Origin of the sequence: Candidatus Microthrix subdominans, from assembly GCA_016719385.1 — a bacterium.
Lineage (GTDB): Bacteria > Actinomycetota > Acidimicrobiia > Acidimicrobiales > Microtrichaceae > Microthrix > Microthrix subdominans.
Genome location: JADJZA010000006.1, coordinates 387,974 through 402,763, shown reverse-complemented (window position 1 = coordinate 402,763; position 14,790 = coordinate 387,974). Strand labels below are relative to the sequence as shown.

At 70.6% G+C, this 14,790-nt stretch carries 14 protein-coding genes and 1 pseudogene; 9 read left to right on the top strand and 6 right to left on the bottom strand.

Annotated features, from left to right (window positions below; all coding sequences use genetic code 11):
• The first annotated feature begins 83 nt into the window (after positions 1–83).
• On the top strand, positions 84–719 hold the full coding sequence (locus tag IPN02_09955) for a TetR/AcrR family transcriptional regulator (protein ID MBK9297139.1): 636 nt from the start codon (positions 84–86) through the stop codon (positions 717–719).
• On the opposite strand, the gene IPN02_09950 is transcribed toward IPN02_09955, so the two are convergent.
• Together IPN02_09950 and IPN02_09945 are read right to left on the bottom strand one after the other, a co-directional pair.
• Positions 716–1,024: an ATP-binding domain-containing protein gene (locus tag IPN02_09950; GenBank protein MBK9297138.1), complete on the bottom strand. Its 309-nt coding sequence runs from the start codon at positions 1,022–1,024 to the stop codon at positions 716–718. The two genes, IPN02_09955 and IPN02_09950, sit on opposite strands and share 4 nt — an antisense overlap.
• A complete protein-coding gene (locus IPN02_09945) occupies positions 973–2,877 on the bottom strand; it encodes an AAA family ATPase (protein ID MBK9297137.1) in 1,905 nt (634 codons plus the stop codon). Before IPN02_09945 ends, IPN02_09950 begins: the two co-directional genes overlap by 52 nt.
• Positions 2,878–3,025: 148 nt before the next feature.
• Between IPN02_09945 and hemE the strand changes: the two are divergent.
• The 3 genes and pseudogenes from hemE (at position 3,026) to hemG (ending at position 6,572) form a co-directional block, all read left to right on the top strand.
• Positions 3,026–4,128: pseudogene (hemE, locus tag IPN02_09940) on the top strand (uroporphyrinogen decarboxylase).
• A complete protein-coding gene (gene hemH, locus IPN02_09935) occupies positions 4,118–5,074 on the top strand; it encodes a ferrochelatase (GenBank protein ID MBK9297136.1) in 957 nt (318 codons plus the stop codon). The pseudogene hemE and the gene hemH overlap by 11 nt, the downstream one beginning before the upstream one ends.
• A 13-nt stretch (positions 5,075–5,087) precedes the next feature.
• Positions 5,088–6,572, top strand: coding sequence for a protoporphyrinogen oxidase (gene hemG / locus IPN02_09930; GenBank protein ID MBK9297135.1), 1,485 nt, complete (start codon positions 5,088–5,090; stop codon positions 6,570–6,572).
• A gap of 46 nt (positions 6,573–6,618) precedes the next feature.
• On the opposite strand, the gene IPN02_09925 is transcribed toward hemG, so the two are convergent.
• Positions 6,619–7,260, bottom strand: a complete 642-nt coding sequence (locus IPN02_09925) for a class E sortase (GenBank protein ID MBK9297134.1) — start codon at positions 7,258–7,260, stop codon at positions 6,619–6,621.
• Between the two features lie 108 nt (positions 7,261–7,368).
• Positions 7,369–7,803, bottom strand: a complete 435-nt coding sequence (locus tag IPN02_09920) for a DUF456 domain-containing protein (GenBank protein ID MBK9297133.1) — start codon at positions 7,801–7,803, stop codon at positions 7,369–7,371.
• A 402-nt stretch (positions 7,804–8,205) separates the two neighbouring features.
• On the opposite strand from IPN02_09920, the gene lnt reads away from it, so the two are divergent.
• On the top strand, positions 8,206–9,801 hold the full coding sequence (gene lnt, locus IPN02_09915) for an apolipoprotein N-acyltransferase (GenBank protein ID MBK9297132.1): 1,596 nt from the start codon (positions 8,206–8,208) through the stop codon (positions 9,799–9,801).
• Here the strand turns inward: lnt and IPN02_09910 are convergent.
• Positions 9,776–10,255 carry a D-tyrosyl-tRNA(Tyr) deacylase gene (locus IPN02_09910; GenBank protein MBK9297131.1) on the bottom strand — a complete coding sequence of 160 codons (480 nt, stop codon included), beginning with the start codon at positions 10,253–10,255 and terminating at the stop codon, positions 9,776–9,778. The two genes, lnt and IPN02_09910, sit on opposite strands and share 26 nt — an antisense overlap.
• 72 nt (positions 10,256–10,327) lie before the next feature.
• Here IPN02_09910 and IPN02_09905 point away from each other — a divergent pair, with 72 nt between their 5' ends.
• The 4 genes from IPN02_09905 to IPN02_09890 all read left to right on the top strand — a co-directional run bounded on the left by IPN02_09905 (position 10,328) and on the right by IPN02_09890 (position 14,140).
• Entirely contained in the window at positions 10,328–11,659 is a 1,332-nt protein-coding gene (locus IPN02_09905; GenBank protein MBK9297130.1) for a glycosyltransferase family 4 protein, read from the top strand.
• 1 nt (position 11,660) lies between these two features.
• A complete protein-coding gene (locus tag IPN02_09900) occupies positions 11,661–12,401 on the top strand; it encodes a class I SAM-dependent methyltransferase (GenBank protein ID MBK9297129.1) in 741 nt (246 codons plus the stop codon).
• Between the two features lie 69 nt (positions 12,402–12,470).
• The gene (locus IPN02_09895; GenBank protein MBK9297128.1) at positions 12,471–13,526 is read left to right on the top strand and encodes a prenyltransferase; all 1,056 of its coding nucleotides are present in this window, start codon (positions 12,471–12,473) and stop codon (positions 13,524–13,526) included.
• Between the two features lie 32 nt (positions 13,527–13,558).
• Positions 13,559–14,140, top strand: a complete 582-nt coding sequence (locus tag IPN02_09890; protein ID MBK9297127.1) for a hypothetical protein — start codon at positions 13,559–13,561, stop codon at positions 14,138–14,140.
• On the opposite strand, the gene IPN02_09885 is transcribed toward IPN02_09890, so the two are convergent.
• Positions 14,126–14,707, bottom strand: coding sequence for a class I SAM-dependent methyltransferase (locus IPN02_09885; protein MBK9297126.1), 582 nt, complete (start codon positions 14,705–14,707; stop codon positions 14,126–14,128). The genes IPN02_09890 and IPN02_09885 overlap by 15 nt on opposite strands.
• Positions 14,708–14,790: the final 83 nt, after the last annotated feature.

The window sequence follows — 14,790 nt, the reverse complement described above, 5'->3', positions numbered from 1 at the left end:
CCTATTCTCCTGCCAATGTACGCCGTACAGACCGCCCTTTGCACAACAGCCTGGCGAAGGGGAGACTCGGAGCGTGGGTTTCGATGAGCAAGCCGCAGAGCCGGCCGCCAACAGCGTTACGCCCGCGCGTCAGCTCCGACGGAGCGGCCAAAACACGAACGCCTCTCACGTTGGACCACATCGTCACGACGGCGATCGACCTGATCGAGGCCGAAGGCCCCGATGCCCCGTCGATGAGACGCCTGGCCACCCGGTTGGGTTCGTCGCCAATGGCCACCTACCACCATGTCGCCGATCGCCAGGCCCTGATGGAGGCGATCGCTCAGCACGTGGTCGCCGAACTCAACACCGTGAGCGACGAGGCGACGGAGGAGCCATCCCGGAATTCGAAGCTGGGCTGGGCCGAGCCGGTCCGAGTCAATGCAAGGGCGTCCCTCGTCCTCTCGCGGCGTTATCCGGCGACGTTTGCGGCGTTGCTGCGGTCGAGGCCCACCACCTTGGTGTCCGCCGTGTTGGGCGTCTCCTCGGACCTGATGGCCGCCGGCCTCGACGAGGCCGACGCTCGCATGGTGGTGCGCACGATCACCCGCTACGTGATGGGCACGGTGATGGGCGAGGGGGCCGCAGCGCGGTCCGGCCTCAGCCGAGAGGAACTGGACGAATCGTTCGAGTTCGGCATCGAGGCGCTGCTCGACGGCATGGCCAGGCGCCTGGCCTAGGACCGCTTGCCACCCGAACCGAGGAGCACCTCGGGCAGGGGTCGCTCGTGCACCAGCGACAGTCGGCGGGTGGCGCGGGTGAGCGCCACGTACAGCGCTTGGGGGCCCCGATCGTCGGCCTCGAGGATGTCGGCCGGTTCGACGACGATCACCGAATCGAGCTCCAGGCCCTTCACCATCCGCACGACGACGACGGTCACCTGCTCGTCCAGCCCGTGGCGGGTCGCCCGGCCGAAGTCGACCCCGGCGTCGGTCAGCGCCCGCTCGCAGCGCTCGAGCCAGGCGTCGGCGCAGACGACGGCCACGCTTCCCTGGCCGACTGCGTTGACCTCCCGGCGGACCGCCCCGACCAACACGTCGGCAAAACGCGAGCTGCCCGAAAATCGTCGACCCGCTCGACCACCGGCTCGTCGCCGAGCTCACGGATCGAGCTCGGCGGCGCCAGCCCGGGCGCGGCCAGCGGTAACAACTGCGCCGCCAGTTCCATAATCGGTCCGGGCAGGCGATAGCCGGTACGCAGCTCCACCCTGCGGGCCGGGCGACGCTGCGGCAGCGCCTCCAGCACCTCATCCCAATCGTCGTGGGCCCACGGCGACGTCGCCTGGGCGATGTCGCCCACCACGGTCATCGAACCGCCCAGGCTTCGCCGGCGCAGCGTCCTCAACTCCATTGGGGACAGATCCTGGGCCTCGTCGACCAGGATGTGGCCATAAGTGCGGATCACATCGCTCTCGCGCCTTCCCGGCCGAGCGCCGAGGCGCACCAAGGCCTCGTCGAGCACGGGCGCATCAGCGAATGCCCACACCCGCTCGGAGGCATCGTCGTGGTGGGGGCTGATCAGGAGGTCGATCTCGTCGTCGCTCAGGCGGCCGGCCGCGGCCGACGCGATGAGGGCCCGAGAGCTGTACAAGTCGTTCAGCAGCTCCGACGCGCTCAGCACCGGCCACATCCACTCGAGGGCGTATCGCACCTCCTCCATCCTGCGAATGCGGTCGCGCAGGTCCTCCGGCGCGATCGGCTGGCGCGAACGCTCGGCGAGCAGGCCGAAGACCCGCTCCTCGACCATCCGCCGACCGGCATTGTGGCTGCGAACGCGGCTGCGGACGTCGGCCACGATCCGGCGACTTTCCTCCACGCTGAGACGCAGGCGCTGGACGCCGAAGGGCACCACGAGCGGCTCCCGCAGGGCCCGCTGGCGATCCCTGACCGCCTGGCGCACCAACGCCACCATGCGCAGGTCACCCTTGACACGAGCGACCGGCAGCGGGTCGGAGGCGGCCACCCGGGTATCGGGGATCAGGTCGCCGATCACGGCGGTGTGCACGCCGGCCTCGCCGAGGGACGGCAGAACCTGGTCGATGTAGGACAGGAACAGGCGGTTGGGACCGACGACCAGCACCCCCTGGCCCTCGAGCGGGAAGCGATGGGTGTAGAGCAGGTAGGCCGCTCGGTGCAGGGCCACGACCGTCTTGCCCGTTCCCGGCCCACCCTGCACGATGAGCACCCCCGGCAGCGGCGCCCTGATCACCTCGTCCTGTTCGCCCTGGATGGTGGCGACGATGTCGGACAGCTTGCCCGACCGGCGCTCCTCCAGCGCCGCCACCAACGCCCCGTGGCCCTGCACCGAACCGTGGTCGAGCGCCTCGGCCGCCGAGCCGAACAGCTCGTCGTCCATGCCGAGCAGCGCCCGACCCCGCACAGCGAAGTGACGGCGACGGACCAGCCCCATCGGGTCGGAGGCAGAGGCGCGGTAAAAGGGTTCGGCCACGGGGGCCCGCCAATCGACGACGACAGGGTTCTGGGCTTGGTCGGCCACCGAGATGCGGCCGATGTAGTAAGGCTCGGCACCGTCGGGCGGGGGGTCGCCCCTCGTCAGCGGTTGATCCAGGTGTCCCTCTGGGTCGGCGCCGTTGGCGGCGACGTCATCACGGTCGATACGGCCGAACATCAAGGCGCTGTCGCCAAGTTCGAGGTGAGCCAACCGGGCGGCGACGCGATCCCAGATCACATCGCGCTCGTATCGGGCCTGGAACGTGCCGCCGGGTTCGTGCACCACGGTGTCGCGCACCTCTTCGGCGGCCCGGCGGGTGGCGTCCAGGCACTCGTAGGCGAAGTCGATGTAGGCCTGCTCGGCCTCCAATTGAGGGTCTCGGCTCACGAGAACGGCGATTCCTCCGATGGGCGAATTCGTCCGACGATTGCGACGGGGCCGAATTGAGGGACAGAGCAGCCTACCGGGCCCGGCGGCGCCACCGCGGCACGCCACCGGGTCCAATCCGCCGTCCCCGGCAGTAGGATGCGGGCCGATATGCCCGCTGAGCCCCCACCTCCGAACCCACGCCCTCACCATTTTGGAAGCCGCCCGTGGCGGCTGTCCCGATCGGGTGCCGATCTGGTTCCAGCGTCAGGCCGGCCGTTCGCTGCCCGAGTACCGGGCGGTGCGGGGCAGTGGATCGATCACCGAAGCCATCCTCCAGCCGGAGCTGGCCGCCGAGATCACGTTGCAGCCGGTACGCCGCTACGGGGTGGACGCCGCCGTGCTCTTCAGCGACATCGTTACCCCGGTCCACGCCATCGGGGTGGACATCGACGTCGTGCCGGGCATCGGGCCGGTGGTCGAACAGCCTTTTCGCAGCCGGGCCGACCTCGGCCGTCTCCGCCCCTCGACCCGGAGGCGGATACCCTGTACGTACTCGAGACGATCAAGGCGGTCATCTCGGCCACCGATGTCCCGTTGATCGGCTTCGCCGGCGCCCCTTTCACCGTGGCCAGCTACCTGATCGAGGGGCGCCCGTCGCGCACCTACGGCGCCACCAAAGCCCTGATGCTCGGTGACGAGGCCCTCTGGTTCGACCTGATGGAGGCCCTTGGCGACCTGGCCATCGCCTCGATCCGCTCCCAGGTGAACGCCGGCGCCCGGGCGGTGCAGCTGTTCGATTCCTGGGCCGGCGCCCTCACGCCCGCCCACTACCGCCGCTACGTGCTGCCCACCTCCCAGCGGGTCTTCGCCGAGCTGGCCGACCTCAACGTGCCCCGCGTGCACTTCGGTGTTGGCACCGGCGAGCTGCTCGGCCTGTTCGCCGAGGCCGGCGCCGACATGATCGGCGTCGACTGGCGGGTGCCGCTCAGCGAGGCCAGAAAGCGGGTCGGTGGCCTCCCCGTCCAGGGCAACCTCGACCCGGCGGTCGTGCTCGCCGGCGTCGAGCCCACGCTGGCCGAGGCCCGCGAAGTGCTCGGCCAGGCGGGGCCCGGTGGCGCCCACGTGTTCAACCTCGGGCATGGAGTACTGCCCGAGACCAACCCGGAGGTGCTCGAAGCGCTGGTCGAGTTCGTCCACGCCGAGGGCCGCACCATCGCCGAGGCCGGGCTGACCGCAGACGGAACGGGAGATACATCCAATGGCTCATGACGCAGAGCGGGTGCGAGGTGCCCTGATCATGGCGTACGGCTCGCCGGGGTCGCCCGAGGAGATCGAGTCCTACTACACCCACATTCGCCGGGGACGCCCGCCCACCGACGAGGCGCTCGCCGACCTGCGCGGTCGTTACGAAGCGCTGGGCGGCACCTCCACGCTGCGACGCCGGACCGCCGACCAGGTGTCGGCGATCACGCTGTCGCTGCAGCACGATCAACCCGGACGCTGGGTGACCGCACTGGGCCAGAAGCACGCTGCCCCCTTTGTCGAGGACGGCGTGGCCCACCTGCTCGAGGTCGGCGCCACCGACATCGTCGGCCTGGTGCTCGCACCGCACTACTCGGCCGCTTCGGTCGGGCAGTACCACGATCGGGCTCGGGCGACCTGCGCCGAGGCCGGCATCGGCTACGCCGGGATTCACTCCTGGTGGGGAATCGACGCGTATCGCCGCTTTCTGGCCGACCAGGTGACCGAGGCCCTCGCCGAGCTCCCAACCGCCACGCGGGTGTTGATCACTGCTCACTCCCTGCCGCTGCGGGTACTCGAGGGCGATCCCTACGTCGACGAGCTCACCGCTTCGGCCACAGCGATCGCCGAGGCGGCCGGGCTGAGCGCCGACCGTTGGGCGCTCGGTTGGCAGTCCGCTGGACGCACGCCCGAGCCGTGGGCGGGCCCCGACATCCTCGACGAGCTCCGCACCCTCGCCGACGACGATGAGGTGGACGGCGTCCTGGTCGTGCCCCAGGGGTTCACGGCCGATCACCTCGAGGTTGCCTACGACCTCGACATCGAGGCATCACAGCTGGCCGACTCGCTCGGGCTGGCCTTCGCCCGCACCTCGGTGGTGAACGACGACGTGGCGGTGATGGCCGATCTGGCCGAGCTGATCCACGAGCAGACGCCCGAGCGGGGCGTGCCGTCCTCCGCGCTCGAGACCTGATGGGCCGACCCCGATGGCTGATCGGCCGACCTCGATGACAGGCGCCCGCCGGCGGTTGGTGATCGTCGGCGGCGGCATCTCCGGGCTGGCCGCCGCCTGGGAGGCCAGCATCGGCGGCACGCTCGACGTCACCGTGCTCGACGACGGCGGGGCGGCGGTCGTCCCTCCCAGCTCCCGGCCGGACATCGGGGGGAAGCTGCGCACCTCGCCGGTGGGTGGCGTGGCCACGGACGAGGCGGCGGACATGTTTCTCGCCCGGGTGCCCGAGGGCCTGGCCCTCGCCGACGAGCTCGGTCTGAGCGACCGCCTCACCGCACCGGTCGCCGGCGGCGCCGCCATCTGGATGGACGGTGCCGCCCACCCGATGCCGACCGGGCTGGTGCTCGGCGTCCCCACCGACCCGCACGCGCTGGGAGGCTCCGGTCTGCTCGAGGCCGACGACATCCAGGCGGTTCGCTCGGAGTTGGTGCGCACCGGGCGACCGGTGGTCGAGGACCGGTCGATCGGTTCGCTGATCAGGGAACGCCTCGGCGATCGCATCGCCGATCGGCTGGTGCAGCCCCTCCTCGGGGGGATCAACGCCGGGGTGATCGATCGGCTCAGCCTGGCCGCCGCGGCGCCCCAGCTCGACGTCGCCGCCCGTTCGGGTCCCTCGCTCACCGGAGCGCTGGCCGCCACCCGACGAGCCGCCGGACCGCCCTCGACGACGCCCGCCTTCTACGGCCTTCCCGGCGGGATGACCGAGCTCGTCACCACCCTCCGCACCGCGCTGTCCACTCGGGGAGTGCGCCTGCGCGACGCCGTACGGGTGGAGTCGGTCGAGCGCGCCGGCGGCGAGTTGCGAATGGTGGTCGCCTCGACGCGGACCGGCGCCCGGGCAGCGATCGCGGCCGATGCCGTGATCCTTGCCGTACCCGCCGCAGCGGCGGCGGCGCTGCTCGCCCGGACCGAACCGACCGAGCCGAGCCATTGGGCCGGGGCGCCCGAGACCGCCGCAGTCCTCGGCGGGTTTCGCAGCGCCTCGGTGGCGATGGTGCGCCTCGCCGTCCGCCCCGACCGGGTGCGGGCACCCGCAGGGCGGGCGGGGTTGCTCGTGCCGCATCGGTCGGGGTTCGCCACCGTTGCTGTGAGCTACGCCTCGACCAAATGGGCGCACCTGGCCGAGGACGGTCTGGTGCGACTGCGGATCTCGGTGGGCCACGACGACGACCCCGACTCCCCTCGGCTGCCCGAGGACGAGCTGGTCACCCGTGTGCTGGACGAGGCCCGCACGCTCACCGGGCTGGACGGGCCGGTGGAGCACCACTCGCTGGTCCGCTGGCACGACGCGTTTCCCCAGTACGACGTCGGTCACCTCGACCGCTGCGCGACCGTCGACGCAGCGCTCGCCGAGGAACTACCCAACGTCCTCGTCACCGGCGCGTCCTACCGGGGCATTGGTATCCCGGGGTGCATCCGCCAAGGCCGTCGGGCCGCTGCGGCCGTCATGAGCGGCTGAACGACCCGGGCGACGACGCGACGGACCACCGAGCACTCCTGGCGACTCACCGGTCCGACTCGAGGCGAACGACGATGCGCTGGCGGGCCGAACCCGGCGGATGACAGGCGAACAGCGTTGCGGTGGCATCGACGGTCGGGCGGGCGACGTCGAGCTGGTTGGGGTTGACGATCTCGGTGTCGGTCACCCGATAGGTCACCGCCGAACCGGCCGGCCCAATCGTCGCCTCGTCGCCCACGTTCAGCTCATCGAGGCGGCGGAACGGTGCGCCGTGGGTGGTCCGGTGCCCGGCGAGCACCATGTTGCCTGGCCGGCCGGGCAAGGCCGTCCCCGGCCAGTGACCGACCGCCGATGCCAGAGATGCCAGCTCAACCCCCTCGGCCACGCCGCTGTCGAGGCCGATCGCCGGGATCCGCAGCCGCATCTCAGACCACGGTCGAACGTGCGGCTCGCCCTTCGCAGCGTGGCTCGGTGTCCCGGCCGGCAACAGCACCCGTGCGGTCTCGCCGCCGTCGTCGGCACCGACGCCGGGCACCGGCACGACGGCGACCGGACCGGCTTGGGAGCGTTCGGGCGTCAGACGCCGAGCGACGACCAGCCCCGCCACCAGCCCCAACGTCACCGCCAGCACCCACGCGATCAGCGCGACGCTGCGACGGGCCCGCCGCTCGCTGCGATGCTCAGCCATGACACCCCCGCTGTCCCCGGGCGATCTGCGGCGCCCGCCGCCCCTCGCCCTCCGACCATGATGACAGCGAACGGCGCCGATCCAAACCGGCAATCCAGCGGTCGGGGCTCAGCCGGCCAGCGCGCCCAGCATCCACACACCGGCCATTAACGCCACCGCCGTCAGCTCGATCAGCATCGCCAGGCCGACCGCTCCCAGCGCTGTCCGGGTCGATCGCCAGGCGAGCGAGTGTGCCCGCAACCGGGCCCACTCGGCCAGGTACACGCCCAACACGAAGCCGAGCGGGGCACCCACCACCGGCACGACGAAGAACCCGACGACGCCGAGCACGCCGCCGACCAGGGTCGTCGAGTTGGGCACGCCGCGGTCGTTCAGCCGACGCGACGGCACCAGGTACTTGACCACGAAACCCACTGCGGCCGCACCGCTGGCGACGAGGAGCACGAGCCAGCCGGTGGTCGAGCGCTCGACGACTGCCCACACCACGATCGCCGCCCAGGCCAAGGCCGTGCCCGGCAGTAGCGGCACGACCACGCCGAGCATCGCCACGACCAGCAACGCTCCAACGGTGACATCCAGCCACAGCGGCGCCCCGCTAGCGGCGGCGATCACCACCAACCACCCACCACGTCAGCCCCAACCCGGGAGCCCAAGCAACCGCCAGGCAGCGCTCCCCACTCCCCGGTTCGGCAACGACTCCCAACCCGGGAGCCCAAACAACCGCCAGGCCGCGCTTTCCACTCCCGAGTTCGGCACAGACTCCCAACTCGGGAGCCCAAACAACCACCAGACGGCGCTCCCCACTCCCCAGTTCGGCAACGACTCCCAACCCGGAAGCCCACACGAGCATCAGCCGGAGCCTCGACTCCCCGGTTCGGGGCGCTGGTGCAGCAGCTCTGCGTGTCGGGGTAAGCGCTCATCGGGACAGTCTGGTGTACTGATCCGGTGCTGGACGCCCAACCACCCGACTTCTCCGAGACCCCGTCCGCCGAGACGCAGCCGGCCGAGCCCGCCGATCCATCCGAACCGGGCGATGGCTGGGCGCCCGCCCGGCCCCTGGCCATCGCCGGGTCGTTGACTGCCGGCGTTGCCGTCGCTGCCGGGCTTCCTCCCTGGGGCTGGTGGCCGATCACCCTGTTCGGGCTGGCCGCTTGGGCGGCGGTGCTCGCCGGGGCCTCACCCCGGGCGCGGTTCTGGCGCAGCTTCGGAGTAGGTGTCGGCTGGTTCGCCCCGTCGCTTCTGTGGATGGTCACCTTCACGCCTCCCGGGTACGTGATCGCCATTGCGGTGTTTTCCACCCTGCTCGGCCTTGCCGGCCTGGCCACACCACCCGGCCGGGCCCGGGCACTGGCGCTGCCCGCCGCCCTGGCCATCACCGAGCTCGTCCGCTATCACGCCCCCTTCGGCGGCGTCCCCTTGTCGATGACCGCTCTCACCCAGGCCGAGGGACCGCTCGCTCCGATCGCCCGGCTGGGTGGTCCACTCCTGCTGACGATCGGCATCGCCGCCGTCGGCGTGGGGCTGGAAGCCGCCATCCGGCGACGCTGGACACACGCCGCCGCCGCCATCGCCCCGGTGCTGGTGATCGCCGTACTTGGAGCGGTGGCCCCTTCCGGCAACGCCGTGCGACCCTTGCGGGTCGCCATCGTTCAGGGCGGCGGCCCGCAGGGCACGGTGGCGTTGAACACCGACCCGGCCGACGTGTTCGACCGCCACCTCGAGGCCAGCCGCTCCGTGCCGGGCGACGGTGCCGTCGACCTGGTGCTGTGGCCGGAGAACGTGGTGAACGTCAGCAACAAGCTGGCGACCGACTCGGTGGATCCGGTGCTGGCCGCAGAGGCCCGCCGTCTGGACGCGCCACTGGTCGTCGGCGTGGTCGAGAGCGTCGATGCCGACCAATTCGCCAACTTCTCGATCGTCTACGGCCCCGACGGCAGCACCGGGTCGCGCTATGACAAGCAACGACGGGTGCCCTTTGGTGAGTACGTGCCGTTCCGTCCGGTGGTCGAGCCATTCGGAGGCGGGTTGCTGCCCACCCGCGATCAGCTTCCGGGTACCGGCCCGGCGGTGGTCGACCTGCCGTTGACCGACGGCACCGACGTGAAGGCGGCGACGCTGATCAGCTGGGAGGTGTTCTTTCCCCGGCTGGTGCGCGAGGGGGTGGCGGCGGGAGCGGAGCTGGTGATCAACCCAACCAATGGTGCGTCGTATTGGCTCACGCTGGTGCAGTCCCAGCAGGTGGCCAACAGCCGACTGCGGGCGATCGAGTCCGGCCGATGGGTGCTCCAGGCCGCCCCGACCGGCTTCTCGGCCGTCGTCGATCCCGCAGGCGACGTCATCGCCCGCACGGCGGTCTCCGAAGAGCGCGTGCTGATCGAGACGATCCAAGCGCGCAGCGGCGACACAATCGCCCAGCGAACCGGCTTGTTGCTGCCGTGCCTGGCCTCCGCAGCGCTCCTGCTCGCCGCCTGGGCGATCGCCACCCCGGGCGGGCGCAACCGGTTGACCGCTCGATTCAGTCGACGTCGAGGATCACGGTAAACGGACCGTCGTTGGTCAGGGTGACCGCCATGTCGGCGCCGAAGCTGCCGGTCGCCACCTCGGCGCCCAGCCGGGCCAGCTCGGCGGTCACCTCGTCGACGAGCGGTTCGGCAACCGGCCCGGGGGCGGCGGCCGAATAGCCCGGGCGGCGCCCCTTGCGGGTATCGGCATACAGGGTGAACTGGCTGATGACGAGCACGCCCGCCGGCTCGCCGGCTTCGACCAGGTCGGAGGCCGACCGTTCGCCGCCGGTGCCGACGAGAGCACCGTCGAACCCGGCAACAGGGTCGAAGATCCTCAGCCGCCACATCTTGGTGGCCAGGCGCCGGGCCAGCTCGGGAGTGTCGTCGTGGGTCACCCCAACCAGCGCGCACAGCCCCGGCCCAATCCGACCGACGCACGCCCCTTCGACGTCGACTCGGGCTTCGCCGACCCGCTGAACGACCGCCCTCATCGGCCCCGCCTTCGCTGTGACGAGCGCCCCGGGATTGACCGTTCCCCAACCATGGGAGGAAGCTAGTCGGCCATGCGCCCACTCCCCGGTCCAGGCGATCCCCTGTCCATCGCCTACCTCACCTATCGGGGTAAGCCCCACGTCGGCGGCCAAGGGGTGTACACGAGGCACCTCACCAAGGCCCTGGCCGACCTCGGTCATCACGTCGTCGTCCTGTCGGGACAGCCCTACCCCCACCTGGATGAGCGGGTATCGCTGGTCAAGCTACCCAGCCTCGACATCTATAACGACCACTTCCCGATGCGAATGCCCGGGCTGTGGGAGATCAAGGATCTGGCCGACTGGGCCGAGGTCACCTCGTTCTCGATGGGCAGCTTTCCCGAACCCCTCGCCTTTTCGATGCGCGCTGCCAAGTGGTTGTCCGACCACGGCGACGACTTCGATCTCGTGCACGACAACCAAAGCCTGGGCTACGGGCTGTTGGCGATCGAGCGGCAGGGCCTGCCCGTGCTGGGCACGATCCATCATCCGATCACCGTCGACCGGCGCGTCGAGATGGAACACGCCGAGAACTGGAAGGCCCGCTGGGGCAAGCGCCGCTGGTACCGCTTCACCCGCATGCAAACCCGGGTGGCCAAGCGGCTGCGTCGCATCATCACCGTGTCGGAAAACTCCGCCACCGACATCCTCGCCGACCACGAGGTGCCCGCCGACCGGCTCCACATCGTGCCCGTCGGCGTCGACCCGGACCTGTTTCGTCCCCTGACCGGCGTCGAGCGGGTGCCGTTGCGCATCATCTCGACCGCGTCCGCAGACGTACCGATGAAGGGCCAGCGGTTCCTGCTGGAGGCGGTGGCCAAGCTGCGGGCCGAGCGCAGCGACGTGTCGATGACGATCATCGGCTCGCTCAAGGACGGCAGCCGCACCCACTCGACCCTCGACCGCCTGGGCCTGCGGGATTGTGTCTCCTTCGTCAGCGGCGTGAGCGACGAGCGCATCGTCGAGCTGTACTCCGAGGCGTCGGTAGCCGTGGTGCCCTCGCTGTACGAAGGGTTCTCGCTGCCGGCGATCGAGGCGATGGCGGCTGGGTGTCCGCTGGTGGCCACCACCGGTGGGGCCCTGCCCGAGGTGACCGGCGCCGACGGAGACACCTGCTACCAGGTGCCCCCGGGCGACGCGGACGCGCTCGCCGTCGCGATGGGCCGGGTGTTCGACCATCCCGCCGAAGCGACCGCCATTGCCGAACGTGGCCGCAACCGCGTCGTGGAGAACTGGAGTTGGAAGCGCACCGCCGAACGAACGGTGACCCATTACCGGGCCCTGCTCGACGAAGCGGCTGCGGAACGAGCGGGATCAGCGGACGCCGACCAGCCCGACCCACACCACGCCCCTGCGGGGGTGTGAGGTGCTGACCGTCGACTTCGACCGGCTGGATCTGAAGCCCGGCCACCGCTTTCTCGATATCGGGGCCGGTGCCGGACGCCACTGCTACGAGGCCGCTCGACGCGGCGCCCACGTCGTCGCCCTCGACTACGACGCCGACGCCCTGCCCGAGGTTCACGCCATGCTCGGCGCCATGGTCGAGGTGGGCGAAGCACCAGCCAACGTGGCATGCCTGGTCATACGCGGCGACGCACTGAAGCTGCCGTTCCCCGATGCCAGCTTCGATCGCATCGTCGTCTCGGAAGTGCTCGAGCACATCGACGACGACGCCGGCGTGTTGGCCGAAATCCATCGGGTGCTGCGGCCGGGCGGCATCGTGGCCGCCACCGTCCCGGCCTGGTTTCCCGAGAAGATCTGCTGGTGGCTGTCGGCGGAGTACCACGCACCGCTGGTGCCCGGCGGACACCTGCGCATCTACACGGAACCGATGCTGACCGAACGCGTCAACGCATCCGGGCTTCGCTTCGAAGGGTCGGGCCGCACCCACGCACTGCACAGCCCGTACTGGTGGTTGCGCTGCCTGGCCGGTCCGACCAACGACACCAACCGGGCGGTCGCCGCTTACCACCGTCTGCTCGTGTGGGACATGACCAAGGCCCCCTGGGTGACCCGAACCTTCGATCGGGTGATGGCCCGCCCCCTGGGCAAGAGCCTGGTCGCCTACGCCCGGCGCCCCACGACGTCCCCTCAGGACGAACGGTGACGAGCGCGCCGGCCGCCCGAGGGGACGCGTTGACGATGACCGGACCGCTCCGATGAGGGAGCACCGCCGATGACCGAATCGAGCGGATGGCTACGCGGCGTCGAGGGCGTTCTCAGTGGCCCCGACCTCACGCTCACCGTCGAGCGGCTGGCCGAGTGGCAGCTGAGCGACGGCATGATGCCCTGGTACCCCGGTGGCCATGCCGACCCCTGGAACCACGTCGAGGCGCTGATGGCGCTGATGCTCGACGGGCGCAAGGCCGAGGCCGAGGCCGGTTTCGCCTGGTTGGAGCGCCTCCAGCACGCCGACGGTTCGTGGCACCAGTACTACCTGGCCGGCGGCGAGGTGGAGGAAGCCAAGTTCGATGCCAACTGCATCGCCTATGTGGCAGCCGGCCTCTACCACCACTGGCTGCTGTTCGAGGACCGCTCGTTCCTCGACGCCAACTGGGGCATGCTCAGCGGCGCCGTCGATTTCGTTCGTGGCCTGCAGACCGATCGCGGCGAGGTGTTCTGGGCCCGCAAACCCGACGGCACCCCGTTCGAGTTTGCTCTGCTCACCGGATCATCCTCGATCACCCACAGCCTGCGGTGTGCGGTGGCGGTGGCCGAGGTGCTGGGCAAGGAGCGGCCAGAGTGGGTGCGCTCAGCCCAGGCGCTCGGGCGCGTGATCCGCGACGAGCCGGAGGCGTTCGCCCCGAAGCACCGCTGGGCGATGGACTGGTACTACCCGGTGCTCGCCGGGGTGGAGACCGGCGAGCGGGGACGCCACCGGCTTCAGTCCCGCTGGGCGGCGTTCGTGATGGAGGAGCGGGGCGTTCGCTGCGTGTCGGACCGGCCGTGGGTGACCGCCGCCGAGACCTGCGAGTGCGCGATGGCCCACCTGGCGGTTGGCGAGACCGCTGCTGCCAACCAACTCTTCGCCTGGGCGCAGCGACTGCGCAACGACGACGGCCACTATTGGACCGGTATCGTGTACCCCCAAGAGGACTACTTCCCAGCCAACGAGACGTCCACGTACTCCGCGGCGGCAGTCGTTCTCGCCGCCGACGCGCTCTCAGGGGCCAGCCCCGCCTCCTGGCTCTTCGCCGAACACGACCGCCTCCCGGCCGGCGTGCCCGACTAGTGGACGGGCTCGGCGGGCGAGAGGATGTGTTGATGACCGAGCCATTCGCCCCCCGCTCACCAGGCAGACCCATGACGGACGGCACGAGGGACCTGCGACGCTCGGTCCTCGCCGGCGGTCTCGCCGTGGCGCTGCTCGTCGTCCTCCCGCTGACGACGGTGGCCTGGGCGGCGCCGTCCGGGGCCACCGAACGGCCGGCACCGACGTCGGCGGTAACCCCGACGACTTCCGAGGCAAACGGGTCACCGACCTCGGTGACCACCGAGGTCACGCCCAGCACCCCTCCACCGCTGGTCGAGCAGAGCCCGCTTCCGGGCGACACCACCCCAACCGATCCGGTCGACAAGGGCGGCTCGCTCAACAACATCCTTCCCCGGCCGAACTCGGGCCACGAGCCCACCTACCAGGGGGACCGGGGCACCGGCAGCCAGTACGCGGTGCTGGGCGGGATGCTCCTGATGCTCGGCGCGATCCTCGCCCTCGTCACCCGTCAGAGCCGTCGTTCCAAGGCACGCTGGAGCGCCGCCGCACCGATGGCCGGAACCTCGGAGGTGGGTGCCACCCCACCCTCGGATGACCCCGCCTCGGAGGCTCCGGGATCAGACGCGCCGTAGCAGGCGGAGCGAGCCGGTGTGGCCGGTCTCGACGAACTCGCCGGACTCGATGGCCCGCAGATAGATCTCATAGGGCGGGCGCCCGCCGTCGTTTGGGTCGGGAAACACGTCGTGGATCGCCAGTGTGCCACCCGGGGCAACGTGGGGAGTCCACAGCTCGTAGTCGCGGTGGGCCGGCTCGCTGCCGTGGCCGCCGTCGATGAACAACAGGGCCAGCATCGACCCCCACACCGGCGCCACCACCTCCGAGTGCCCGACCAGCGCGACGACCACCCGCTCGAGCCCCACCTCATGGATCGTGCTGCGGAAGGTGGCCAGCGTGTCGAGGAGATCGAGGTCCGGGTCGACGAGATCGGCGTCGTGATGTTCCCAGCCGGCCTGGTTTTCCTCGGAGCCCCGATGATGATCGAGCGCAAACAACACTCGCCCCGCGTCGCGAGCAGCCGATCCTAGATAGAGCGCCGACTTTCCGCAGTACGACCCGATCTCCAACATGGGTGCCGACCCGACGGCTGTGAGTGCGGCGACAGCTGCGGCGTGCAGCGCCAGCCCTTCGTCGGGCGGCATGAACCCTCGGGCGGCCTCGGCCGCCTGTCGATCCTCAGGTTTCACAGCGCCAGCATTCGCTTGACGTCGTCGCTCGGTTCGCC